Origin of the sequence: Kitasatospora sp. NPDC094015 (assembly GCF_040304075.1) — a bacterium.
Taxonomy (GTDB): domain Bacteria; phylum Actinomycetota; class Actinomycetes; order Streptomycetales; family Streptomycetaceae; genus Kitasatospora.
Genome location: NZ_JBEOUL010000013.1, coordinates 46,537 through 70,524, shown reverse-complemented (window position 1 = coordinate 70,524; position 23,988 = coordinate 46,537). Strand labels below are relative to the sequence as shown.

Here is a 23,988-nt window from a genome sequence, read left to right as displayed (position 1 = left end):
CTCCTCGGTGCTCGGGGCGGGTCAGGCCCGCAGGGTGCGGACCAGGTGGGCGAAGACCACGACGTTCCCGTCGTAGCCCTCCTGCTGGGTGAAGCCGCCGCCGCAGGTGATCAGGCGCAGCTGGGCGTCCCGGGTGGTGCTGTAGACCTTCCGGTCGGGGAAGTCCTTCTTCGGGTAGACCTCGACCGCGTCGACCGAGAAGAACGCGGTGGCCCGGTCGGCCCGCCGGACCTCCAGCTGGTCGCCCTTGCGCAGGCTGCCGAGCCGGTAGAAGACGGCCGGGCCCTGCCGGTTGTCGACGTGGCCGGCGACGATCGCCGCACCGCGCTGCCCCGGCGTCGCGCCGCCCTGGTACCAGCCGGCCAGGTTGCGGTCGCCGTCCGGGGGCGGCTGGAGCCGGCCCTCGCCGTCCAGCGCGAGCGGGGTGAAGGGGGCGTCCACGCCGATCGCCGGGATCAGCAGCCGGGTGGGCGGGGAGGCCGGCAGCGGGGGCACGATCGGCCCGGCCACCGCACTGCCGTCGAAGGCCTGGTCCGCATCGGGTCCGGGTGGCAGGACGGCGCCGCCGTGCTGCACCAGCCAGGCCCCGAGCACCAGCGCCGTCCCGGCGGCCAGCGTGCCCGGCCACGGGCCCCTGGTCTGCTGCGCGGCCACCTGTGCTCCCCTCGGTCCGTCCGTCTGCCCAGTGAAACCCCGGGCCGGGCCGGGCGGCATCCGCTGGGCACCGGGCGGGTGGCGCGGGCGGTCCGACCGGAGCAGGACGTGCGGGGGCCGGGGGCGGCCCGGCCCGACGGGCGCTCACCGGGCCGGCTCCGTGCGTCCGCGGCGCAGGGAGCCGACGCTGGGCAGCCGGGGCCGGGTGAGGAAGCCCTCGGCGCTGGCGTTGGCGATCGCGATGGCCGGCAGCTCGGAGGACTTCTCGTAGAGCAGGTACCGGGGCTCCCACTCCGGCTGGTACTTGGCGTTGGCGCGGTACAGCGACTCCAGCTGCCACCAGCGGGAGAAGAAGCGGAGCACCCCGCGCCACAGCCGCAGCACCGGGCCGGCGCCGAGCTTGCCGCCCTCCTCGAAGACCGCCCGGAACATGGCGAAGTTCAGCGACACCCGGGCGACCTGCGGGTCGCCGGCCGCGGCCCGCAGCAGCAGCTCGGTGATCATGTACTCCACCAGTCCGTTGTCCGATTCGCGGTCACGGCGCATCAGGTCCAGCGACAGCCCGTGCGCGCCCCAGGGCACGAAGCTGAGCAGGGCGCAGGTGCGGTCGTTCTCGTCCCGGCACTCGGCCATCAGGCAGTCGCCGTCGGCCGGGTCGCCGAGCCGGCCGAGCGCCATCGAGAAGCCGCGCTCGGTGCGCCCGTGGCGCCAGGCGTCGGCCAGCCGCACCAGCTCGGTGAGCTGCTCCTCCGGGATCTCCCGGTGGCGGCGCAGCACCACCCGGTACCCGGCCTTGCGCAGCCGGTTGCAGGTCTGGCGCAGCGTCCGCATCGAGCGCCCCTCCAGGGCGAAGCCGGCCGCCTCGACCACGGCCTCGTCGCCGAACTCCAGTGCCCGCAGGCCGGCCACCCGCCCGTACGCGGTGCCCGCCTGTTCGCCGGCGCCGGTGACGGCGGGCACCCAGGCGTGCCGGCGGACCTCCTGCCACCACCGCTCGATCGCCTGCGGCCAGGCCTCGGGGTCGCCGATCGGATCGCCGGAGGCCAGCGCCACGCCGTTGACCACCCGGTAGAGGACGGCGGCCTTGCCGGAGGGCGACCAGCACACCGACTTGTCCCGGCGCAGCGCGAAGTAGCCGAGCGAGTCGCGGGCGCCGTGCCGCTCCAGCAGGGCGCGCAGCCGCGCCTCGTCCGCGGGTTCCAGGTGGCGGCGGCCGAGCGGGGAGCGGAACAGCGCGCGCAGGGCGAGCAGCAGCAGCGCGGCGCCGAACAGGTTGATCCCGAGGTCGACCCAGCCGGGCACGTCGACGTCGGCGTACTCGACGATGCCGGACAGGGTGACCAGCCGCAGCAGGACGTAGACGCTGCTGTCGCCCCAGTCGGGCGGGGTCCCGTCGTAGGTGAGCCGGACCACGGCGGCGCCGAGCACGGTGAGCACGGCGCCGCCGAGCACCAGGACGGCCAGCGCCAGGGCGATGTTGCGGCGCTGGCCCCGGGCCTGGAAGGCGGGCCGGGAGAGCAGCAGCACGGCGAGCAGCGCGAGGGTGAGGGCGGCCGAGACCCAGTTGAAGGGGTGCGCGCGGTAGGTGGAGTAGGCCATCGCGAGCAGGAAGGCGGCGCAGTGCAGCGCGGCCACGGTGGTGGTGACCAGCCAGGCGGCCCGCTTGCGGCGGCGCAGCATGACGGCGAGCAGGCCGGCGAACAGCGCGGAGCTGAAACCGGCGGTCATCAGGACGGGGGTGAAGTACTCGCCGGTGTTGGCCCGCTTCAGCTGGTCGCGGAACGGTGCGATCAGGCCGCCCAGCAGGCAGAGCAGGGCGGCGGCCCGTACGTACCACTCGGCCGCCAGGGCGCACCGGGCGCGCCAGGGGGCCACCGGCTCGGGTTCGCGGAACTCGGACTCGGGCGGCGGCATCACCACCGTGGTGGCGGTGGGCGGCGGCGGGCCGGCGGACGGGTCCGGTGCTCCGGCCAGGAAGTTGTAGACGGAGGTGCGGTAGGCGCCGATCCGGCCGTGGATCCTGATCTCCCGGCGCTCGGCGCGGGCCAGCCGCTTGGGTCGGGCGCGGTAGCGCCAGCGCGCCCACGGGCTCTGCGGGCGCGCCAGCCGCACCGCGCCGACCAGGGCGAGCGGCCAGAGCATCACCCCGAGCAGGCCGGTCCACAGCTTGCCCTTGAACAGGCTGACGACGACCAGCAGGAGCAGGAACGCCGCGCCGGCCACCTGGTCCGCCGTCAGCCGGCGGGTGAAGCCGCCGAACGGGAGCTCGCCGAGGAGCAGCAGGCCGATCACGGCGACCGCGAGGATCACCGCGTCCACCGACTTGCGGCCCTGCTCGCTCCAGTAGACGTCCTCCAGGTGGAGCACCAGGGCGAACTCGTCGAGCACCAGGCCGGCGCCGATGCCGAAGCCGCCGGCCAGCCAGTTCCAGGCCTGGCCGCCGTCGCCGCGGATGGCGAACGCGGCGACGCCGCAGACCAGCATCAGGGCCTGGCCGAACACCACGTGGTGGATGTGCATCCCGCCGGGCGTGACGTTGCCCGGCCACCAGCGCGCGCCGCGCCGGATCATCCGGACGCTGAACCTGATGAACAGGAAGGAGGCGATCAGGCCCACCAGCAGCAGGAAGAGCGGCTCGCGGCCGGAGTCCACGATCCGCTCCCGGTAGGCGTCGCTCACCCACTGCCACATCGCTGGACGCACCTCCGGCGGACGCTGGACGGTTCTGGTCCATCTGACGACGGCTCAGTGCCGGGCGGCCACCGGGCAGGCCGGCCGGTAGGCCGAACGGATGAGCGTGTTCCGGGCGCACGGGGTATCGCCCGCGCCACTCGCGCCGCCTACCGGGGACGCGCGCCCCTCCGTGCCATGCTGTGGCCCGGTCCGGCCATCCAGTCCCACTGATGCGCTTATCGGACTGACCGTCAGCGCCGACCTCCACCTCCGCTGCCAGGACACCCCACCCACTGCGAACGGATGTGACCATGGAAGCCCTCCCCCGCCGTACCCTGCTCGCCGCCGGTGCCGCCACCGCAGCCACCCTGGCAGCCGGCTGCGCCGGCACGGGCGGCAGCGGAGGCGAGCAGAGCGCGAAGCCGGGCGGCGGCGCGGACGGCGCGGCCGGCCAGAGCCCGCAGCCCGTCCCGGTCGTCACCCTGATCGGCGACGGCTCCACCTCCGACACCGGCGCCCAGCCCAACCAGCCCAAGGCCGAGCCGCTCAAGCTGGGTGAGCGCCCGCCGCAGTTCGTGGTCTTCTCCTGGGACGGCGCGGGCGAGCTCGACAACAAGCTGTTCAGTCGCTTCCGGCAGCTCGCCAAGGAGTACGACGCCGGGATGACCTTCTTCTTCAGCGGCGTGTACGCGCTGCCGGAGGCCAAGAAGACCCTCTACCGCCCGCCGCAGCACCCGATCGGCGCCTCCGACATCGGCTACCTCAACGACGAGCACATCCACGGCACGCTGGAGCAGCTCGGCGCCGCCTGGCTGGAGGGCCACGAGATCGGCACCCACTTCAACGGGCACTTCTGCGGCCCGACCGGCGGCGGCAAGTGGTCGCCGGAGGACTGGGACAGCGAGATCGAGCAGGCGATGGACTTCGTCATGAACTGGAAGACCAACACCGGCTTCGACCTGCCCGCCCTGCCGTTCGACTACCGCAAGGAGCTGATCGGCTCCCGCACCCCCTGCCTGGAGGGCCAGCGCGGCCTGCTGCCGACCGCCGCCAAGCGGAACTGGAAGTACGACAGCAGCGGCGGGGGCGGTCTCCAGGTCTGGCCGCAGAAGTTCCAGGGCGGGGCGCTGTGGGACATGCCGCTGCAGTCCATCCCCTTCCCGGGGCACAGCTTCCAGGTGCTCTCGATGGACTACAACATCATGTACAACCAGTCCGGGGCCAACACCAAGGGCGACCCCGGCCACTACGCCGCCTGGCAGGTGCAGGCCCGCGACTCGTACCTGGCGGGCTTCGACCGGGCGTACAACTCGAACCGGGCGCCGATGATCATCGGCAACCACTTCGAGGAGTGGAACGGCGGGATCTACATGTCGGCGGTCGAGGACGCGCTGAAGGTCATCGCCGGGCACCCGGAGGTGCGGCTGGTCTCGTTCCGCCAGCTGGTGGAGTGGCTGGAGGTGCAGGATCCGGCGGTGCTGCGCAAGCTCCAGGCACTGCCGCCGGGCCAGTCGCCGACCGGGGGCTGGGCCGAGTACCTCGGTCCGGCGGGCAGCGTGAGCCCCTCGAAGCCGCCGGCCTCAGCCCAGGTCGCCCCCCGGACCTGAGGCCGCGACGGCCCGGGTGCCGGCCCCGCCGCGGGCGGGGGCGGAGCTCCGGCCCGAGACCAGGGCGCCCAGCAGGGCGACCCCGGTCATCACCAGGAAGATCACCGCGAACGGGCCGGCCGGCGTCGGCCCGTTCGCCGTGCCGGTCGGCGCGCCGCCGCCGAGCGCCGCGAACAGCACCCCCGCCAGGCCCATCAGCACCACGTTGCCGAGCGCGTCGCTGAGCTGGAGCGCGGCCGAGTTCGCCCCGGTCTCCTCGGCGGCCGAGAGCTTCATCATCAGCACGCTGATGCTGGCCACCGCCAGCCCCATGCCGATCCCGCCGACGGCCCAGGCCACGGCAGCGGCCCAGGTCGGCACCGCGGGCACCAGCACCAGCGCGGCCCCGGCGATCGCCACCGCCGTCAGCACGAAGCCCAGCCGGATCAGCGCCGGGCGGTGCCGGTCGGCCCACGGCCGGCCCTGCAGGAACGAACCCAGCGCCCAGGACAGGCCACCGCTGGTCAGGGTCAGGCCCGCCAGCGTCGGGGACAGCCCGCGCTGGGTCACCATCATCAGCGGGATGAACGCCTCCGCCGCGAAGAACGCCCCCGCCGCCACCCCGCGCAGCAGGATCACCGTCGGCAGCCCGCGCGCCGCGAGCAGCGTGCCCGGCGGCAGCAGCCGCACCACCGCGGGCACCAGCAACGCCGCCCCGGCCGCGGCCGGCAGCAGGCCGATCAGGTCCAGCCGCTGCCCCGCGTACTGCAGCAGCCCGGCGCCGAGCGCCGCCATCGCCGCCATCAGGGTGCGCCGGCGGTCCCAGCGCGCGGCCGTGCCGGACGGCTGGGCCCGCTCGGCCCGGCGCAGCGCCGGCCCCATCACCGCCAGCGGCAGCAGGATCAGCACCGGCACCGCCAGGAACACCCAGCGCCAGCCCAGGTGCTGGGTGACCGCGCCGGAGATCAGCGGTCCGAGGATCGAGGGCAGCACCCAGGCCGCCGAGAAGGCCGCGAACACCGCGGGCCGCAGCCGCTCCGGGAAGGCCCGGCCGACCACCACGTACAGCGCCACGATCACCAGGCCGCCACCGAGGCCCTGCACCGCCCGGCCCGCGACGAACGGCCACATGCCGACCGCCGTACCGGCCAGCACCAGGCCCGCCCCGAAGATCGCGATCCCGGTGAACAGCGGCCCTATCGGCCCGCGCCGGTCGCACCACTGCCCGGACACCACCAGGGCGAACAGGGTGGTGGTGAAGTAACCGGAGAAGGCGAAGGCGTACAGCCCCAGGCCGTCCAGCTGACGGGCCGCCACCGGCATCGCCGTGTTCACCGCGGTCGCCTCGAAGGCGAGCAGCAGGACGACGGAGACGATCCCCAGGGTGAGCGCCCGGTACGGGCCACTCAGCACGCCGCCCTCGGACGGGGGCGGCTGCGGGGCCGGGGCGCGGTCGACCGGGGTGGGCGAGGCAGTGGTCATGCCAGCCATCGTAAGACCCGTGACGGCCGGTGACTCCTGACGGGAGACCGGTTCGGCCTCCGCCCTCGGACCTACGCCCACCGGGCCGACGGGCCGGGCCCTGCGGGTGCGGATCAGTGCAGCAGCTTGAGCCCGACCACGCCGGAGAGGATCAGCAGCAGGCAGGTGATCCGGGCTGCCGACACCGCGTCCCCGAGCGCCACCATCCCGTACAGCGCCGTGCCGATCGCACCGATGCCGACCCACACCGCGTAGCCGGTCCCCAGCGGGATGCTGCGCATGGCGTAGGCCAGACCACCCATCGAGAGCGCCAGGGCGACGGCGAAGACCAGCGTCGGCGCCGGCCGCGAGAACCCCTTCGACCCCTCCAGGGCCACCGCCCAGACCGTCTCCAGCACACCGGCGACGACCAGAACCACCCACACGATCACGACAGACTCCTCCGCAGTCACTGCGCGGCAGCCCTGCGCTGCCGTCGCGGTACTGCGTCGTCTTGTCGTGCCGGGTACGACGCACCTCGTCCGGGGCGAGCGATCTCCTCACCTCGTATCGACGGTAGCACACCATGAAACACAGAATTCATATACGGATATTGACGCGCTCCGGGGCCCGCCGCATAAGATGAATTCATCAGCACGGCGGCGGGAACACCGGCCGCCACCCGGGTGGCACGGACGACAGGAGTCGGCGATGAACAGGAGCACGGAGGCCCGTCACGCGGCGCCCGGCACCTGCGCCCACTGTTGCCGCCGCCCCGGCTGTCGCGCCTGAGCGCGCGCTCTCCCCCGCAGTCCGGCGAGGCCCTCGACGCCTCTCGCCCTCCCGACCCGACCGTGTGCCCGAGTGGTTCAGGGAGCCGCCTGCAAAGCGGTTTACGTGGGTTCAATTCCCGCCACGGTCTCCGTTCGCCGAATTCCCGGACAGCCCCCACGCCGTCCGGGAATTCGGTATTCCCGGACGCCGGAATCACCGCATTCACCGTATTCACGTGGTCCACCCTTGTCCCGGAACGCCGCAGGGGCGCCCCCGATGTCCGGGGGCGCCCCTGCCGTCACCTCGACCCGCCGGTGGCTACTCGATCACCGGGGGAAGGGCCGAACCGCCGCGCCAGGTGTCCTCGTCCTCGACGAGGTAGTCCGGACGGTGACCGGCGTCCTTCTTCTTGCCCTTGCCGGCCGAGCCGCCGGCACCGTGCATGCCGCCCGCGCCCGCCGCGCCGTTCTGGCCGCCGCGGGCCTTGCCCGCCGCGCCACCGGCCGCGCCCGCACCACCGGCACCGGCCGCCGAACCGCGGCCCTTGCCGAGCCCGGAACCACCCTCGGTGAACGCCCGGCCGCTCGCGCTGCCCGGCCTCGCACCGCCGACCGTGCCACCGGCCCGGCGGACCAGACCGCTGCCCTTACCGCCGGCACCGCCCTTGCCGCCACCGGCGCCGCCGCCCATGCCGCCGCCGTGCATGCCACCGGCCCCGGCACCGCCGGGCGCACCGGCCTTGCCCTGGCCGCTCGCGCCGCCCGCACCGCCGCTGCCGCCGGTACCCGTACCGCTGACACCACCCGGACGCTGGGCACCGCCGGAGCCGCTCTTGCCGGAACCGCCGACACCGGCGATCCCGCCACCGCCCCGGCCGCCGCCGAGCACACCGCCACCGCCGCCGCCGAGACCACCGGGGATGAAGCCGCCCCCGGCGATCCCGCCACCGCCGCCGACACCGCCACCGCTGCCGCCACCGGCCCCGATCGCACCGCCGAGCCCGCCACCGAGCTGGATCCCACCACCGCCGGGCCCCGGCGTCGTGGTCGGCGGGGTCCACCCGTCGATCCCGGTGGACGGCGGGAGCGCCACACCACCGTGCGGCGGCGTCCCCCCACCCGGCAACGTGTGCCCGGGAGTCCCGGGCACGGTCGGCGTCAGCGGATCCAGATGCTGCGGCGTGAGCCCGGGCACCTGCGCGGTGCCGCCCTGGGGGCCGTCGGGCTTGACCATGCTCGGGGGCGGCGACACGCTGCCGTCACCCCCGCCTCCGGGGCCGGGCTCGGCCGGAGCCGGCGGGAAACCCGTCCCGCCGTCGTGCTCCCAGTTGCGTGGCTTCTCCGGCGGAACGGGGATCTGGCCGGCCGCCTGCTGGTAGTACGGAGCCAGGTACTCCATGGTGCCGATGGCGTACTGGTGGGAGATCTCCGTCGCCGACAGCTCGTCGTAGTTCTTGTTGACGGCGGCGAAGCGGTCCATCCCACCGGCGAGGTCCGCCTTGAACTGGGCGTCCGAACGGTCACCGAGGTCCGTGACGAACTTCCAGCCGCTCTCCACGTCGCTGGGGACGTCGATGTCGCCCATCTGCTTCTTCGTCATGTCCAGCGCCTTGGAGGCAAGCTGCATGGCCGAAGAGGTCTTGGTCGCGTACCCGGCCGTGTTGCTCAGGCTCTGCTGGATCTCGCCGGCCTTTCGGGCGAACCCGCTCGCCGCAGCACCCTCCCAATTCTCCTGGGCGTGCTGGACAGCGGCGCGGAGCTCCTCGGCGGCAGCCAGCAGCTGCTCGTGGATCTGCGCCCAGTGGTCCGAGGCGGTCGCGAGGTTCTCAGGCTTGGAGTTCGCGACCATGGCCTTCAACGGGATCAGGTCCTGGGCGTCGAACTGGGTGTCTGCCATGTCACTCCAACCCCTGCTCGTACTTAGTCATGACGGCCTTGTTGTCCGCTTCGAGAGCCTTGTAGTTGTCCGTGACCATCTGGGTCTTGTCCCCGAACTCGTTGATCAGGGTGTCGAGTCCCGCGATCGTGTCGTTCAGGAACCGCTGCACGTTGTCGTGCGCGTTGTACAGCTCCTCCGCGTGACTGAAGTTCACCCCGAAGTCCTCGCGGGCGATCATCGTGCCGTACCTGCTCTTCTCGCTGGTCTGGCTCATGCTCTGCTGGATCGTCCGCAGTCGTCTGATGACCGCTTCCAGCTCGTCCGTGTTGACGCGGTATCCGTCGGCCACGCGGCCCTCTCCCCCTGGAGTGTTGAATCTTCCCCGTGGATCTGCCCGGTCGAACGGGCAGGAGTGTCTCTTAGAGCGTTCGATCGTATCGCTTCTACCGAAGCCTCTGATACACCTTCAGCGCTACTGTCCGCCACCCTGGTTGTAAGGGTTTTGGTAAGGCTGCTGGTAGGGATTCTGCGGAGGCTGCTGGGGCGGGAACCCCGGCGGCGGCGCCTGGTTCGCATACGGCTGCTGCGGGGACCAGGCCGGCCCTCCGTAGCCTCCCGGAGCCTGCGGAGGCAGGCCGGGCGCCTGCGGCCGACCGCGACGGCTCTTCTTCGTCACGGCCACGATCACGACGATCAGCAGGACCAGGACGAGCGCTCCACCGGCAAGGGCGAGCAACGCGGGGAACCCCGAGTCCGACTTCTTGGCCGGCAGCGGCGCAGGTGCCTGCGGAAGCGAAGCACCCGGAGCAGGGGTCCCCGCGGCGGAGGGCGCCCCCGAGGCTGCGCCGCCGGCCGCACCGGCCAGCGGGCCCTGCGGCGATCCGGCCGGGATGTCCTGGGTCAGGGCCGCGTAGGGCCGGAGGATGCCGTAGCCGTAGTGGGCGTCGGGCAGCTTCCCGCCTTGTGCGGCCGAAGGCGCCTGCGCCGACTTCACCAGACGGTTGGCCACCTGCCCGGCCGTCAGCTGCGGGAACTTGGCGCGGACCAGGGCTGCGGCACCCGACACCGAGGCGGCCGCGTCCGACGTGCCGTCCGCCAGACAGTACTGGCTTCCCTCGCAGGCGCCGGCGCTGACCATCTCCACACCCGGGGCGGACAGCAGCACCTCGGGCCCGTAGTTCGACTTCCGCCAGACGGTTCCGTTCTTGTCCACCGCCCCCACGGCGACGACACCCGGCTCGTTGCCCGGGTTGTGGACACCGCTCACGCCGTCGTTGCCCGCCGAGGCGACGATCAGCACATCGTTCTTGGCGGCGAAGGCGATGGCATCCGTGAGCGCCGCGTTCCGGCCCGCCTTGGCGGTGCTGCCCGCAGAGACGTTGATGACCTTCGCCTGGTGCTCGACCGCCCAACGGATGCCCTGCGGCAGCGCATCCCCGTTGTCCGCATCGTTCAGGTAGATCGGAAGGATCTTGGCACCCGGAGCGAGACCGATCACGCCGGCACCGTTTCCGTGGCCGTGGCCGGCGATGGTGCTCGCCATCCCCGTGCCGTGCGGATCGGTGGGGTGCTGGTCCCGGCCCTTACCACCCGGGTCGAAGCCCGGCAGCACCTGCCCCGTCAGGTCGGCATGCGTGGCGTCCACGCCGCTGTCGATGACGGCGACGATGACGCCGTCCCCCTTGCTGACGGTCCAGGACTTCTCGATCTCGAGGTACTTGGCGGTCCACTGAGCGTCTCTCACCTGGTCCGCCGAGGCCGTCGGTGCGGCCGTCAGCAGCAACGTACCGGTGAGCGCCGTGGCGCCCAGGACTCGCATGGTTCTGGTCAGCGTCATCAGCACCCCGTCAGTCGGCTACCGCTACCCGTGTCTCGCAATGGCCCCCGTTCGGGCCGGGCCGTTCGATCGTATCCCCCGGCTCTGCCATCCGTGCAGCACCCCCTGCGATCACCGCCCCACGCTGCGCCACTGACGCAGGCTCAGGGCTGGCGCTGCGGCGCGTCCGTCGGCTGGGCGGGGAGGTGGACGGCGGGGAACCGGGGGGCGGTGCGGCGGTTGTGGCGGTTGAGGGCGACGGTGGCGATCGGGAAGGCGATCAGCAGGAGCAGGACGAGCACGCCGGCGCCACCGGCGGAGGAGTCGCCGGTGGCGCTCGCGCCGGTGGTGGCGGGGCGGTCGGCGGTGGGGTCCGGGTCGGCGAGCGGGCGGGCGAGCGGGCCCTGGACGGGGCCGGCCGGGATCTCCTGGGTGAGTGCCTCGTACGGGCGCAGCACGCCGTAGCCGTAGCGCTGGTCGGGCAGGTGGGCGCCTTCGAGGCCGGGGGTGACGAGGGCGGACCTGACCAGCCGGTCGGCGACCTGGCCGGCCGTCAGGTTCGGGTACTCGGCGCGGACCAGGGCGGCGGCCGCGGAGACGTAGGCGGTGGCGTCCGAGGTGCCCTCGCAGACGCAGTACTGCTGCTCGTCGCAGGAGCCCGCGGCGACGATCCCGACGCCGGGCGCGGCCAGCATGATCTGCGGCCCGAAGCTGGATTCGGCCCAGACGTCGAGCCGCTGGTCGACGGCGGACACCGCGAGCACGCCGGGGCTGTCGGCGGGGCTGAGCACCCGGGCCTCGCCCTCGTTGCCGGCGGCGGCGACGATCAGGACGTCCTTCTTCGCCGCGTAGGCGACGGCCTGGCTGAGCGCGTGGCTGGCGCCGTCCTTGCCGCCGAGCGAGATGTTGATGACCTTGGCGCCGTGGTCGACGGCCCATCGGATGCCCTCGGGGACGGCGTCGTAGCCGCGGGCGTCGTCCTTGTAGACCGGGAGGATCTTCACCCCGGGGGCCAGCCCGACCACCCCGGACGCGTTGCCGGGGCCGTGGCCGTGGCCGGCGATCAGGCTGGCCATGCTGGTGCCGTGGGGGTCGGTGGGGCTGGTGTTGAGGCCCTTGCCGGCCGGGTCGTAGCCGGGGAGCACCTGTCCGGTGAGGTCCGGGTGGTCGGCCTTGACGCCGCTGTCGATGACGGCGACGATCACGCCCTCGCCCCTGGTCACCTGCCAGACCTGGTCGACCTTGAAGAAGCCGTTGGCCCACTGCTCGTCGCGCAGGTCGTCGGCGACGGCGACCGGTGCCGCGGTGAACAGCGCCGCCGACGCCAGTACCACCGTGCCCAGCAGCCCCTGCACCCTGCCGAACCGCGCCATCCCGATGCTCCCCCCGCTCGTCCCGGGCCCGGCCCGGAAGCAGCGATCGTACCGGCCCGGACCTGCTGCCGTGTCCCCTTTTCGCAGGTCACCACGGGCGCCGGAGGTCGCCCCGGCGGTCAGCCGACGATGGCGTCCTCGGGGAGGATCGGGAGGCGGCCGACCGGGAGGCCGGTGGCGGCCCGGACGGCGGCCGCGACGGCGGCCGGGGCGACCACGGCGGGCGGGGCGCTGACGGCCTTGGCGCCGAAGGTGGCGACCACGTCACGCTCCTCCAGCAGGGCCGCGATCCGGATGTCGGGGGTGTCCAGCGAGGTCGGCAGGCGGTAGCCGGTGAGCGAGGGGTTGACCAGCCGGCCGCCCTCGGTGCGCAGGTCCTCCAGCAGGGCGAGGCCCACGCCCTGGGCCACGCCGGCCTCGATCCGGTCCTCGATCTGGCGCGGGTTGAGCGCCCGGCCGACGTCCTGGGCCACCGTCACGTCGACCACCCGCACGGCGCCGAGCTCGATGTCCACGTCGACCACGGCCCGCATCGCGCAGAAGGCGATCGAGACGAAGGCGTCGCCCTGCCCGGCCTCGTCCAGCGGTTCGGTCGGGTGCGGGCGACACTGGGCGGTGGCCCACAGTTCGCGGCCCTCCAGTGCCTCGCCGACCGGCATGCCGAGCACCCCGTCGTACGAGGTGATCTTGCCGTCGGCGATGGTGAGCAGTTCGACCGACATCCCGAAGTTGGCCGCGATCGGCTGCAGCATCTGGTGCCGGACCATCACCGCGGCGCGCTCCACGGCGCCGCCGGAGACCCAGGTGTGCCGGCCGCGGGCGGACGGGCCGGCGCCGGACTGGTCGCTGTCGACCGGCGCGATGTAGACCTCGCTGACGCCGAGCACGGACTGCACGATCTGCCGGGCGAGGGTGGCGAAGCCCTGGCCGGAGTCGACGGCGGCGCAGATCACGGTGGCGTGGTCGCCGCTGACCCGGACGGTGGCGGTGGAGACCTCGTCCTCGCCCTCGGCGCCGAGCATGTGCACCATGCCGACGGCGTAGCCGATCCCGCGCCGCACGGCCGCCGGGTCGCCGGCGCCGCCGGGCCCGCCGGGGAGCAGCCAGTCGGCCTCGGGGTCGTCGACCGGCAGGGCCGGCAGCGGCTGGTCGGCGAGCGCGTCCAGCAGCGCGGTGACCGGGGCGGGGCAGGTGACGGGCTGTCCGGTGGGCAGCGGGTCGCCGGTGGCCATCGCGTTGCGGCGGCGGATCTCCAGCGGGTCGATGCCGATCCGGGCGGCCAGCTGGTCGAGCTGGGACTCGTACGCGAAGCAGGCCTGCAGCGCGCCCTCGCCGCGCATCCGGCCGGCCGGCGGGTTGTTGGTGCGCACCGCCCAGGCGTCCACGAAGACGTTGGGGCAGGTGTACGGGCCGACCGAGAAGGCGGTGGCCGCGGCGAGCGCCTCGGCGGAGACGTCGGCGTAGGCGCCGCCGTCGAGCAGGATCTGCGCCTCGACCTTGACCAGCCGGCCCTCGGCGTCGGCGTGGTGCCGGTAGCGCAGCAGCGCCGGATGGCGGGTGGTGTGGGTCTGGAACGACTCCTCGCGGGTGAGGGTCATCTTCACCGGGCGGCCGGTGCGCAGCGCCAGCAGGGCCAGCGTGACCTGGAAGGAGAGGTCCTCGCGGTCGGCGGTGGCGCCGGGCACGCCGGTGACCACCAGGCGGACCCGGTCGGGCTCCAGGCCGAGGCAGGCGGCGGTGCGGTCGCGGTCGCCGTGCGGGTCGGTGGTGGACAGGTGCAGTTCGACGCCGCCGTCGGGGCGGGGCACCGCGAGTCCGGCCTCGGCGCCGATCGGCGCCGGGTCCTGCCGGCCGACCTGGTACAGGCCCTCGACGACCACCTCGCCGGCCGCCTCCGGGTCGCCGGTGCGCAGCGGCAGGTGGCGGAAGAGGTTGCCGTCGGGGTGCAGCGGCGGGGCGTTGAACGCCGCCTCGGGGTCGGTGACGGCCTCCAGGGGCTCGTACTCGACGACCACCAGCGAGGCCGCCAGCCGGGCGGTGTCGGGGTGGTCGGCGGCGACGGCGGCGACCGGCTCGCCGTGGTGGCGGACCACGCCGGCGGCCAGGATCGGCCGGTCGGCGACGATCGGGCCGTGCGGGGCTCCGTCGGCGCTGCCGTCGGGGCCGGCCGGCAGGTCGGCGGCGGTGACCACGGCGTGCACGCCGGGGACGGCCAGCGCGGCCGAGGTGTCGACCGCGACGATCCGGGCGTGCGGGTGCGGGGAGCGCAGCACGGCGCCCCAGAGCAGGCCCTCGGCCCAGAGGTCGGCGGCGTACGGGTAGATGCCGAGCGCCTTGGGGAGCGCGTCGGTGCGCAGCGGGGAGCTGCCGAGGCCGAACGGCTCGGGGGCCGGCCCGGTCTCCTCGGCCGGGGCCGCGGGAGCGGGCGCGGCGGGCGGCGTGAGGTCGGTGGGCGAGCTCATGCGTGGCGGTCCTCGTGGATCGGGGCCGCTCCGGCCGAGGGCTGGGTGGGGATGCCGTGCGCGGGGGTGCTGCCGTCGTGGGCGGCCGCCGGGTCGTGCACCGGGGTGTCGTAGACGGTGCCCTCGTAGCCCTGGTCGTAGCCGGGCTGCTGGTAGCCGGGGATCGGGTAGCCGCCGGTCGGGTAGTCCTGGTAGCCGGGCGCGGGGTGGCCGCCGTGCGGGTGCCCGGTGCCGTGCGGGGGCGTCGGCAGGTACGGGGTGCCGTGGGCGGGGGTGGTGTCCGGGCCGGGGCCGTCGTGCGCGGTGCCGTGGGCCGGGGTGGCCTCCTGACCGGGGACCGGGTAGTAGCCGGTGTCGTACCCGGTGGGCTGCGGCGGGACGACCGGGTAGCTGCCGCTCGGGTAGCCGGCCGCCGGGTCGTGGGCGGCGGGGTCGTAGCCGCCGGGCTGCTGGGCGTCGGTGTACACCCCGGCGTCCGGGCCGCTGCCGTCGCCGCTGCCGTCACCGGTGGGGCCGGCGGCGGTCGGCCCGCCGTGGTACTGCCCGGTCCGGTACTGCCCGGTCTGGAACTGCTGGGCCTGGTACTGCTGCTGCGCCCGGAACTGCTGGGCCTGGAACTGGTCGGCCTCCACCCAGAGTTCGGAGTCGGCGTAGAGCGGGAGCTCGCCGGCCAGCGGAAGATCGGCGACGGACTGCGCGACGACGGACTGCGGCGCGGCGGCGGCCTGCTCCTCGGTGGCGAAGGTGGCCGAGGTGGCCGAAGCGCCGGCCGGGGTGGTCGAAGCAGCAGGGGCGGCCGTCGCCGCGTCGGCCTCCGCCTCCAGCTCGGCCTCGCGCTGGTCGGCCACGGTCTGGACGGCGGCCAGCACGCCCCGGTAGCCGGTGCAGCGGCAGAGGTTGCCGCAGAGCGCCTGGCGGGCCTCGACGTCGCTGGGCCGGTGGTTGCGCTGGAGCAGGTCGTGCACGGCCATCGCCAGGCCCGGGGTGCAGTACCCGCACTGGACGGCGCCGGACTCGGCCAGCGCGCGCTGGACGTCGCTGGGGCCGCCCGCCTCGGACAGCCCCTCGACGGTGGCGATCTCGCTGTCGGCGGCCAGCGCGGCGGGCACCAGGCAGCCGGCCACCAGCTGGCCGTCCACCTGGACCGAGCAGGCGCCGCACTCGCCCTGCTCGCAGCCGCCCTTGGCACCGGCGAGGCCGAGCCGCTCGCGCAGCACGTACAGCAGGCTCTCGCCGATCCAGGCGTCGGTGACGGGCCGTTCGAAGCCGTTGACCCGGAGCGTGTAGGAGGCGCAGGGGCGCACGTCGGCGCCGAACGCGGTGGGCTGCCCGGTCGGCTGCCCGGTCGTCGGGTGGTCCGTCACTTCAGCGCCCTTCCCAGTGCCCGGCGGGCCAGTACGGCCACGGTACGCCGCAGCCTGACGGCGGCCGCGCCCGGCCCCTCGCCCACGCCCTCCAGCGCGCCGTCGGGGATGCAGGCGCCCGCGACGTACTCGCCGAAGGCCGCCAGCGCGGCGGGGTCGATGGTGGTGGCGCCCTCCTCGCCGCGGGCGTCCCAGTCGATGCAGCCGGCCACCCAGGCCTCGGCCTCGAGCGGGCGCAGCGGGACGGGCGCGACCGCGCCGACCGCGCAGCGCACGGCGCGCCGGGCCGGGTCGAGGACCAGGGCGACCGAGGCGGTGGCGCGGGCCGGGCCGCTGCGGCCGGTGGACTTGAGGAAGACCTGCGGGGCGTGCAGCAGCGGGACCCGGACCCAGGTGAGCAGTTCGCCGGGGCGGATCGGGTCGAGGCCGGTGAGCAGGTGGCTGACCGGCACCTCGCGGGTGCCACCGGCCCGGGCGAGGGTGGCGGTGGCCTCCAGCGCGGCGAGCACCGGGAGGGTGTCACCGGTGGCGGCGGCGGTGGCCAGGTTGCCGCCGAGCGTGCCGACGTTGCGGACCTGCGGCGGGCCGGCGGTGCGGGCGGCGTCGGCGAGGGCGGGGATCAGCGCGGCGAAGTCGGGGCGGTCCATCCGGGCGTGGGTCAGCCCGGCGCCGAGGACGGCGGTGCCGCCGTCCTCGTAGCGCCAGCCGCGCAGTTCGGTGATCCGGCCGAGCCCGATCAGGGCGGCCGGGCGCAGCCGTCCGGCGTTGACGGCCTCCATCAGGTCGGTGGCTCCGGCCACCGGCACCGCGCCCGGGGTGGCGGCCAGCGCCTCGACGGCCTCGTCGACCGAGGCCGGCAGCATGATCGTCCGGTTCACCAGGATTCCACCGTGCTCCACTTGCTCATCAACTGCCCGCTCCCCCCGCCTTCGGCCGGGGACGCCCGGAGGCGGTGCGACCTGGCCCGTAGGGTACGGGCGATCGGGCCGGGTTGGGCAACTCTGGCACACAATGTTTGGTGATCAATTCCCGGGTCGCGGAACGCCGCCCGGAATCCCGGACAAGTCAGGGCATAAATCGGCCCTTCCCGAACCGGACGGGTCGGCTGTTCATCCGATCCTGACGTCGGCCGCCACCCGGGGGTTCCCGGCGGGTCAGGCGGTCGGCGGGCGGCCCTCCAGCGGCCTCCCCACCACCCCGGGCCGGCGCTGCCAGGGGAGCGGGCCCTGCGGACGCCGGTACTCCACCCCGAGGGCGTCCAGCCGCGTGTAGTGGCCGGCCATCCGCCGTTCGAAGTCGGCGAAGTCGCGGGCCGCCGGATCGGTCGGCAGCGCCGACCAGGCGACCTCGGCGAACGCGGCCAACCGGGGGAAGGCGCGGTAGTCCACGTCCCGGGCGTCGTCCATGAACTCGGTCCACAGGTTGGCCTGGGTGCCCAGCACGTGGGCGGCGGCCGCGGCGTCGAGCTCCGCGGGGACGGGCTCGAACCGGTAGACGTCCTCCAGGGTGCGCACGTACGCGACCGGGATCGGCTCGTCCTCGCCGGGCGCCTGCCGGTAGTCCAGGTACACGTACTGCTCGGGGCACATCACCACGTCGTGGCCGGCCCGCGCGGCGGCGACGCCGCCCGCGTAGCCGCGCCAGGAGGAGACCGCGGCGCCGGGCGCGAGGCCGCCCTCGAGGATCTCGTCCCAGCCGATCAGCCGGCGGCCGCGCTCGGCCAGCCAGCCGTCGAAGTGCCGGATGAACCAGCTCTGCAGCTCGTCCTCGCCGGCCAGGCCGAGCTCCTCGATCCGGGCCTGGGCGGCCGGGCTGGCCTTCCACTGCTCCTTGGGGCACTCGTCGCCGCCGAGGTGGACGAACTCGGACGGGAAGACCTCCAGCACCTCCTCCAGGACTCCCTCGAAGAAGCGAAGGGTCGCGTCGGAGACGTTCAGCACATTGGGGTTGATCCCCCAGTCCGTCCACACCCCCAGCGCCGCGGTGTCCACCACGTCGGTGTTGCCCAGCTCCGGGTAGGCGGCGATGGCGGCCTGCGCGTGCCCGGGGAGGTCGATCTCCGGGACGACGGTGATGTGCCGCTTCTGCGCGTACGCGACGATCTCGCGCAGGTCGTCCTTGGTGTAGTAGCCGCCGTGCGGCCGGTCGTCACGGCGCCCGCCGGCCCGGTAGCCGACCATCGACCGCTCGCGCCAGGCGCCGACCTCGGTGAGCCGCGGGTAGCGCTCGATCTCGATCCGCCAGCCCTGGTCGTCGGTCAGGTGCAGGTGCAGGACGTTGAGCTTGTGCGCCGCCATCAGGTCGAGGAAGCGCAGCACGTCGGACTTGGGCAGGAAGTGCCGGGAGACGTCCAGCAGCACCCCGCGCCAGCCGAACCGGGGCGCGTCCTCGACCGTGACGCCCTGGATCTTCCACGGGTCGCCGGGCACCGGCGCCTTGCGGAAGGCCCGCGGCCCGAGCAGCTGGCGCAGGGTCTGGGCGGCGTAGAACAGGCCCGGGCGCCCCCCGCCGGCCAGCCGGGCCCCGTAGACGTCGACGGTGAGCCCGTACGCCTCACGGCCCCGCTCGGCGCGCATCCGCTCGTCGAAGCCCAGCGTGATGGAGTCGGCCGAGCGCGACGCCTGCTCCACGGTGCAGGCGTCGAAGGTGAAGCCGGTGGCCGCCGCCAGTTCGGAGCGCAGCCAGCGGGCCACCCCCTGGGCGCCGTCGGCGGCCGCGATCCGGGTGGTCGGCCTGAGCTCGAAGGTCCACTCGTGGCGTTCCCACTCGTCGACGCGGTTCGGGGCGGGGATGAGGTCCATGGCGCTCATCCTGCCCCGCCGTCACCCCAGTGGCATAGACCAATTCGGGAATCAGCCCTGCTTGTCGTCGCCGCCCTTGTCCGAGCCGAGACCCTCGAAGATCTCCTTGCACATCGGACACACCGGGTACTTCTTCGGGTCCCGGCCGGGCACCCAGACCTTGCCGCAGAGCGCCACCACCGGGCTGCCGGAGAGCGCGCTCTCCATGATCTTGTCCTTCTGGACGTAGTGCGCGAAGCGCTCGTGGTCGCCGTCGCCGTGCGACACCTGGGGGACGGGCTCGACCAGGGTGCCGGTGCCGAGGCCGCGCTCGGGCTCAAGAGTGCTCATGGGTGCCAAGTCTAGGGCGGCCGCGCGGAACCGGGCCAGTGGCGGCGGGCGGGCGCCGCCGGGCGGGTCCTGGCCGGTCCGGGCGGGGGTCGGGCCCGGTGCGCCGGCTCAGTTCAGGGTCGGGTCGTCCGGGTAGGTGGCCAGCATCGCCAGCGGCCCGCGCTGGCGGCGCAGCACCGAGCGCCAGAGCCGGTCCGGGTCGGGGCAGGAGACGTCGCCCGGCTCGCAGTCGGCCAGGTACCAGGCGCCCTCCTCGATCTCCTGCTCCAGCTGCCCGGGCGACCAGCCCGCGTACCCGGCGAAGACCCGCAGCGCGCCCAGCTCGCCCACCAGCACCTCCGGCGGCGCCTCCAGGTCGACCAGGCCGATCGCCCCGTGCACCCGCCGCCAGCCGAGCGGCTCGGCGTGACCCTCCTCACCCGGCACGACCGCGATGGCGAGCGCCGAGTCCAGCGCCACCGGGCCGCCCTGGAAGATCACCGGTGGCTGTCCGGTCAAGTCCGCCCAGGCGTCGAGCACGCTCGCCACCTCGACCGGGGTGGGCCGGTTCAGCACCACGCCGAGCGCGCCCTGCTGGTCGTGGTCGAGCAGAAGTACCACGGCACGGGCGAAGTTGGGGTCGGTGAGGACGGGGGTCGCGACGAGCAGTCGGCCGGTGTGCGAGGGGGCCGGGGTCATGCCCAACATGATCCCGCAGCCGGGGCGGTCCGGGGCGCCCAACACGAAACCTCCGCGAGCCGCGCCGCCACCCGGACGGCCCAGCCGATCGGCCCCGGAACGCCCCGGAGGAGCATGATCACTAATGGGACACACGGGAACCAATCGGCCGCCCACTACCATCTACGTTTGGTGGTGAGCCTCGCGGGTGGATTCCGTCCCACAGCTGTCCGTCCATCCGCCGACCCTGCCCTGTCCTCCCCCCGGCACCCGGATTGCGAGAACGATGATCGACGACGTCCTGCTGGTCCACGGCGGTAACCCGCTCGAAGGCGAGATCCAGATCCGCGGCGCGAAGAACCTGGTCCCCAAGGCCATGGTCGCCGCACTGCTCGGCCAGGGCCCCAGCAGGCTGCGCAACGTCCCCGACATCCGTGATGTCAAGGTGGTGCGCGGCCTGCTCCAGCTGCACGGTGTGACCGTGCGCACCGGCGACGAGGACGGCGAGCTCATCCTCGACCCCTCGCACGTGGAGAGCGCCAACGTCGCCGACATCGACGCGCACGCCGGTTCCTCGCGCATCCCGATCCTGTTCTGCGGCCCGCTGCTGCACCGGCTCGGCCACGCCTTCATCCCGGGCCTGGGCGGCTGCGACATCGGCGGCCGGCCGGTCGACTTCCACTTCGAGGTGCTGCGCCAGTTCGGCGCCTCGATCGAGAAGCACCCGCAGGGCACCTACCTGGTCGCCACGCAGCGGCTGCGCGGCGCCAAGATCGAGCTGCCCTTCCCCTCGGTCGGCGCCACCGAGCAGGTGCTGCTCACCGCCGTCCTCGCCGAGGGCGTCACCGAGCTGCGCAACGCGGCCATCGAGCCGGAGATCGTCGACCTGATCTGCGTGCTGCAGAAGATGGGCGCGATCATCTCGATGGGCACCGACCGCACCATCCTGATCACCGGTGTGGACGAGCTCGGCGGCTACAACCACCGCGCCCTGCCGGACCGCCTGGAGGCGGCTTCCTGGGCCTGCGCGGCGCTGGCCACCAAGGGCGACATCTACGTCCGCGGCGCCCGCCAGCTGGAGATGATGACCTTCCTGAACACCTTCCGGAAGGTCGGCGGCGCCTTCGAGGTGGACGACGAGGGCATCCGGTTCTGGCACCCGGGCGGCGAGCTCAAGGCGATCGCCCTGGAGACCGACGTGCACCCCGGCTTCCAGACCGACTGGCAGCAGCCGCTGGTGGTCGCACTGACCCAGGCGAACGGCCTGTCCATCGTGCACGAGACGGTGTACGAGTCGCGGCTCGGCTTCACCGGCGCGCTCAACCAGATGGGCGCTCACATCCAGCTCTACCGCGAGTGCCTGGGCGGTACGCCCTGCCGCTTCGGTGCCCGCAACTTCAAGCACTCGGCGGTCGTCTCCGGCCCGTCCAAGCTGCTCGGCGGCGAGCTGGTCATCCCCGACCTGCGCGGCGGCTTCTCGTACCTGATCGCGGCGCTGGCGGCCGAGGGCACCTCCACGGTGCACGGCATCGACCTGATCAACCGCGGCTACGAGAACTTCATGTCCAAGCTGCGCGACCTCGGCGCGCACGTCGAGCTGCCCTCCGAGGAGCCCGTGGTCACGGCCTGACGGCCCGGTGGTACGACGATGGCCGGTCCCCCCGCGGGGGGACCGGCCATCGTCGTTCGGCGGGGCTCCGGGGAGCCCTGCGTCACTTGCCCTTGGCGGCTTCCTTCAGCTTCGAGCCGGCGCTCACCTTGACGCTGTAACCGGCCGGGATCTGGATCGGGTCGCCGGTCTGCGGGTTACGGGCGGTGCGGGCAGCGCGGAGGGTGCGCTCGAAGGTCAGGAAACCGGGGATGGTGACCTTCTCGTCGCCCTTGGCGACGACCTCGCCCGTGATCTCGGCGAAGGCGGCCAGCACGGCGTCGGCGTCCTTGCGGGTCACCTCGGCGCGCTCGGCCAGCGCGGCCACCAGCTCACTGCGGTTCATGTGTACTCCTGTGGTCTGTTGCTCTGCTGCGTGCAAGGGCCCGCCGTCGCCCGCCAGGGGCACCCGGAGGGCCGTTGGTCCGCACACTGTGCTCATTCAGGCGAAAGGTGGTCAGGGGCCGGGCTCGCACCCCAAAGCGCCGCAAACTGCCCGCCTTGGTACGAATCCTGCCCCGACCGGCACTGAGAAAGCCAATCGGGCGCCGGCGGGGTTGACCCGAACAGCGCCCGCCCGACCGAGGTGTGACGCTCCGTCGGCTCCGGGTGACCCGGTGCGGGCGGCGGTCGGGACGACTCGCCGAGATGCCTGAGGGGACGTTCCGTACTTGTCGGACACGCCGCCCCATGCAGGGCTACCGTACGCCCTGGCACCGACAAGCCCAAACACGCCCCTGCCCTTGTGTCGCAAGGGCTCGGGGCGTGTGGTGGTGGGCAGGGCCGCCAATCGGACATTTGACCGACCGGCAGTGGCCCCCGACTCAGAGCCCGGCGGTCGGGTACGCGGCCGTGTCGAGCGTGCCGACGATGCCCGCGGTGGGCCGCACCGGCGCCGGCTCCTCGCCGCCCCGGGCGGCCAGCGCGGCGTCCCGGACGGCGGCCGCGACGGTCTTGGCCACGTCCGGGTGGAACACGCTGGGGATGATGTAGTTCGGGTTCAGCTGGTCGTCCGCGACCGTGGTGGCCAGGGCGCGGGCGGCGGCCAGCATCATCTCGGTGTTGACCGTGTGGCTCTGGGCGTCCAGCAGGCCGCGGAAGACGCCGGGGAAGACCAGCACGTTGTTGATCTGGTTCGGGAAGTCGCTGCGGCCGGTGGCGACCACGGCGGCGCTCTGCCGGGCGACCGCCGGGTCGACCTCGGGGTCCGGGTTGGCCAGCGCGAAGACGATCGCGTTCGGCGCCATGGTGGCCAGGTCGTCCCCGTCCAGCACGTTCGGCGCCGACACGCCGATGAAGACGTCGGCGTCCGCCACGGCCTCCTTGAGGCTGCCGGTGCGGCCGGAACGGTTGGTGTGCTCGGCGATCCACCGCAGGCTGTCGTTGAGGTCGTCGCGGCCCAGGTGGACCACGCCGCGCACGTCGGCCACGGTGGCGTGCTCGACCCCGGCGGCCAGCAGCAGCTTGAGGATCGCGGTGCCGGCCGCGCCGGCGCCGGACATCACCACGCGGATCTCGGAGATCTCCTTGCCGACCACCTTGAGCGCGTTGGTCAGCGCCGCCAGCACCACGATCGCGGTGCCGTGCTGGTCGTCGTGGAAGACCGGGATGTCCAGGGCCTCGCGCAGCCGGGCCTCGATCTCGAAGCAGCGCGGCGCGGAGATGTCCTCCAGGTTGATCCCGGCGAAGCCCGGCGCGATCGCCTTCACGATCGCCACGATCTCGTCGGCGTCCTGGGTGTCCAGGCAGATCGGCCAGGCGTCGATGCCCGCGAAGCGCTTGAACAGAGCGGCCTTGCCCTCCATCACCGGCAGCGCCGCCTTGGGGCCGATGTTGCCCAGGCCCAGCACCGCGGAGCCGTCGGTCACCACGGCCACGCTGTTGCGCTTGATGGTCAGGCGGCGGGCGTCCTCCGGGTTCTCCGCGATGGCCATGCAGACCCGCGCCACGCCCGGGGTGTAGATCATGCTCAGGTCGTCGCGGTTGCGGATCGGGAGCTTCGAGGACATCTCGATCTTGCCGCCGAGGTGCATCAGGAAGGTCCGGTCGGAGACCTTGCCGATGGTGACGCCGTCGATCGCGCGGAGCTTCTCGACGATCTCCTCGCCGTGCGCGACCGAGGAGGCGGCCACCGTCACGTCGATCCGCAGCGCCTCGAGGCCGGACGCGGTGACGTCGAGGCCCGTGACCGAGCCGCCGGAGGACTCGACGGCGGTGGTGATCGAGCTCACGGCGTTGCCCGTGGCCGGAACCTCCAGCCGCACCGTGATCGAGTTCGAGACACTTGGCACCGTCGCCATCGACGTCCTTCTTCCGTCCGTGTTCAGGGGGGTCGGACTGCGCCTTCAACAGACTGTTGAATGGCGCGCCCTGCGCATGCTAGACCTCGATGGTCGCACCTACCAGTGGGTAGCCAGAAATAAGGTTCCGCCGCTGTGCACAGTCCACAAACGGCGTTCCGGCCGCCTGGGTGAGCGTCCGAAAAAGTCTCGCCGCCACCTTGGATCCGGG

Annotated in this window: 17 protein-coding genes, 1 tRNA gene, 1 pseudogene and 1 riboswitch; of the genes and pseudogenes, 3 read left to right on the top strand and 16 right to left on the bottom strand. The window is 73.6% G+C overall.

Features of this window, described 5'->3' with window-relative positions; translation table 11 throughout:
- Nucleotides 1-21: 21 nt before the first annotated feature.
- Complete coding sequence (locus ABT014_RS17705; RefSeq protein ID WP_350639713.1) at nt 22-654, bottom strand: class F sortase; 633 nt, start codon at nt 652-654, stop codon at nt 22-24.
- Between the two features lie 144 nt (nt 655-798).
- On the bottom strand, nt 799-3,345 hold the full coding sequence (locus ABT014_RS17700) for a phosphatidylglycerol lysyltransferase domain-containing protein (RefSeq protein WP_350639711.1): 2,547 nt from the start codon (nt 3,343-3,345) through the stop codon (nt 799-801).
- 293 nt (nt 3,346-3,638) lie between these two features.
- Here ABT014_RS17700 and ABT014_RS17695 point away from each other — a divergent pair, with 293 nt between their 5' ends.
- Nucleotides 3,639-4,934 carry a polysaccharide deacetylase family protein gene (locus ABT014_RS17695; protein WP_350639709.1) on the top strand — a complete coding sequence of 432 codons (1,296 nt, stop codon included), beginning with the start codon at nt 3,639-3,641 and terminating at the stop codon, nt 4,932-4,934.
- Here ABT014_RS17695 and ABT014_RS17690 read toward each other — a convergent pair.
- Complete coding sequence (locus ABT014_RS17690) at nt 4,908-6,395, bottom strand: MFS transporter (protein ID WP_350639707.1); 1,488 nt, start codon at nt 6,393-6,395, stop codon at nt 4,908-4,910. The two genes, ABT014_RS17695 and ABT014_RS17690, sit on opposite strands and share 27 nt — an antisense overlap.
- Before the next feature lie 113 nt (nt 6,396-6,508).
- Entirely contained in the window at nt 6,509-6,823 is a 315-nt protein-coding gene (locus ABT014_RS17685; RefSeq protein WP_350639912.1) for a DMT family transporter, read from the bottom strand.
- A gap of 54 nt (nt 6,824-6,877) precedes the next feature.
- Nucleotides 6,878-6,943: riboswitch (guanidine-III (ykkC-III) riboswitch) on the bottom strand.
- A gap of 281 nt (nt 6,944-7,224) precedes the next feature.
- Here ABT014_RS17685 and ABT014_RS17680 point away from each other — a divergent pair.
- Nucleotides 7,225-7,296 (top strand) — tRNA-Cys (locus ABT014_RS17680).
- Between the two features lie 170 nt (nt 7,297-7,466).
- Here the strand turns inward: ABT014_RS17680 and ABT014_RS17675 are convergent.
- The 10 genes and pseudogenes from ABT014_RS17675 to ABT014_RS17630 form a co-directional block, all read right to left on the bottom strand.
- The gene (locus ABT014_RS17675) at nt 7,467-9,044 is read right to left on the bottom strand and encodes a PPE domain-containing protein (protein ID WP_350639705.1); all 1,578 of its coding nucleotides are present in this window, start codon (nt 9,042-9,044) and stop codon (nt 7,467-7,469) included.
- Nucleotide 9,045: 1 nt separating this feature from the next.
- Nucleotides 9,046-9,300, bottom strand: coding sequence for a hypothetical protein (locus ABT014_RS17670; RefSeq protein WP_350639703.1), 255 nt, complete (start codon nt 9,298-9,300; stop codon nt 9,046-9,048).
- 198 nt (nt 9,301-9,498) lie between these two features.
- On the bottom strand, nt 9,499-10,863 hold the full coding sequence (locus ABT014_RS17665; RefSeq protein WP_350639701.1) for a S8 family serine peptidase: 1,365 nt from the start codon (nt 10,861-10,863) through the stop codon (nt 9,499-9,501).
- Nucleotides 10,864-11,006: 143 nt separating this feature from the next.
- A complete protein-coding gene (locus tag ABT014_RS17660; RefSeq protein ID WP_350639699.1) occupies nt 11,007-12,215 on the bottom strand; it encodes a S8 family serine peptidase in 1,209 nt (402 codons plus the stop codon).
- A 119-nt stretch (nt 12,216-12,334) separates the two neighbouring features.
- Nucleotides 12,335-14,677: a xanthine dehydrogenase family protein molybdopterin-binding subunit gene (locus ABT014_RS17655; RefSeq protein ID WP_350639697.1), complete on the bottom strand. Its 2,343-nt coding sequence runs from the start codon at nt 14,675-14,677 to the stop codon at nt 12,335-12,337.
- 799 nt (nt 14,678-15,476) lie between these two features.
- Nucleotides 15,477-15,975, bottom strand: a pseudogene (locus ABT014_RS17650) ((2Fe-2S)-binding protein); the annotation flags it as partial.
- A gap of 62 nt (nt 15,976-16,037) precedes the next feature.
- Nucleotides 16,038-16,904 carry an FAD binding domain-containing protein gene (locus ABT014_RS17645; RefSeq protein ID WP_350639910.1) on the bottom strand — a complete coding sequence of 289 codons (867 nt, stop codon included), beginning with the start codon at nt 16,902-16,904 and terminating at the stop codon, nt 16,038-16,040.
- 291 nt (nt 16,905-17,195) lie between these two features.
- Entirely contained in the window at nt 17,196-18,842 is a 1,647-nt protein-coding gene (locus tag ABT014_RS17640; protein ID WP_350639694.1) for a beta-N-acetylhexosaminidase, read from the bottom strand.
- A gap of 51 nt (nt 18,843-18,893) precedes the next feature.
- Complete coding sequence (locus ABT014_RS17635; protein ID WP_350639692.1) at nt 18,894-19,172, bottom strand: DUF3039 domain-containing protein; 279 nt, start codon at nt 19,170-19,172, stop codon at nt 18,894-18,896.
- Nucleotides 19,173-19,280: 108 nt separating this feature from the next.
- On the bottom strand, nt 19,281-19,859 hold the full coding sequence (locus ABT014_RS17630) for a YqgE/AlgH family protein (RefSeq protein WP_350639908.1): 579 nt from the start codon (nt 19,857-19,859) through the stop codon (nt 19,281-19,283).
- A gap of 256 nt (nt 19,860-20,115) precedes the next feature.
- Between ABT014_RS17630 and murA the strand changes: the two genes are divergently transcribed.
- A complete protein-coding gene (gene murA / locus ABT014_RS17625; RefSeq protein WP_350639690.1) occupies nt 20,116-21,459 on the top strand; it encodes a UDP-N-acetylglucosamine 1-carboxyvinyltransferase in 1,344 nt (447 codons plus the stop codon).
- A gap of 82 nt (nt 21,460-21,541) precedes the next feature.
- On the opposite strand, the gene ABT014_RS17620 is transcribed toward murA, so the two are convergent.
- Nucleotides 21,542-21,823, bottom strand: a complete 282-nt coding sequence (locus ABT014_RS17620; RefSeq protein WP_033823863.1) for an HU family DNA-binding protein — start codon at nt 21,821-21,823, stop codon at nt 21,542-21,544.
- A 478-nt stretch (nt 21,824-22,301) separates the two neighbouring features.
- Nucleotides 22,302-23,777, bottom strand: a complete 1,476-nt coding sequence (locus ABT014_RS17615; protein WP_350639687.1) for an NAD-dependent malic enzyme — start codon at nt 23,775-23,777, stop codon at nt 22,302-22,304.
- Nucleotides 23,778-23,988: the final 211 nt, after the last annotated feature.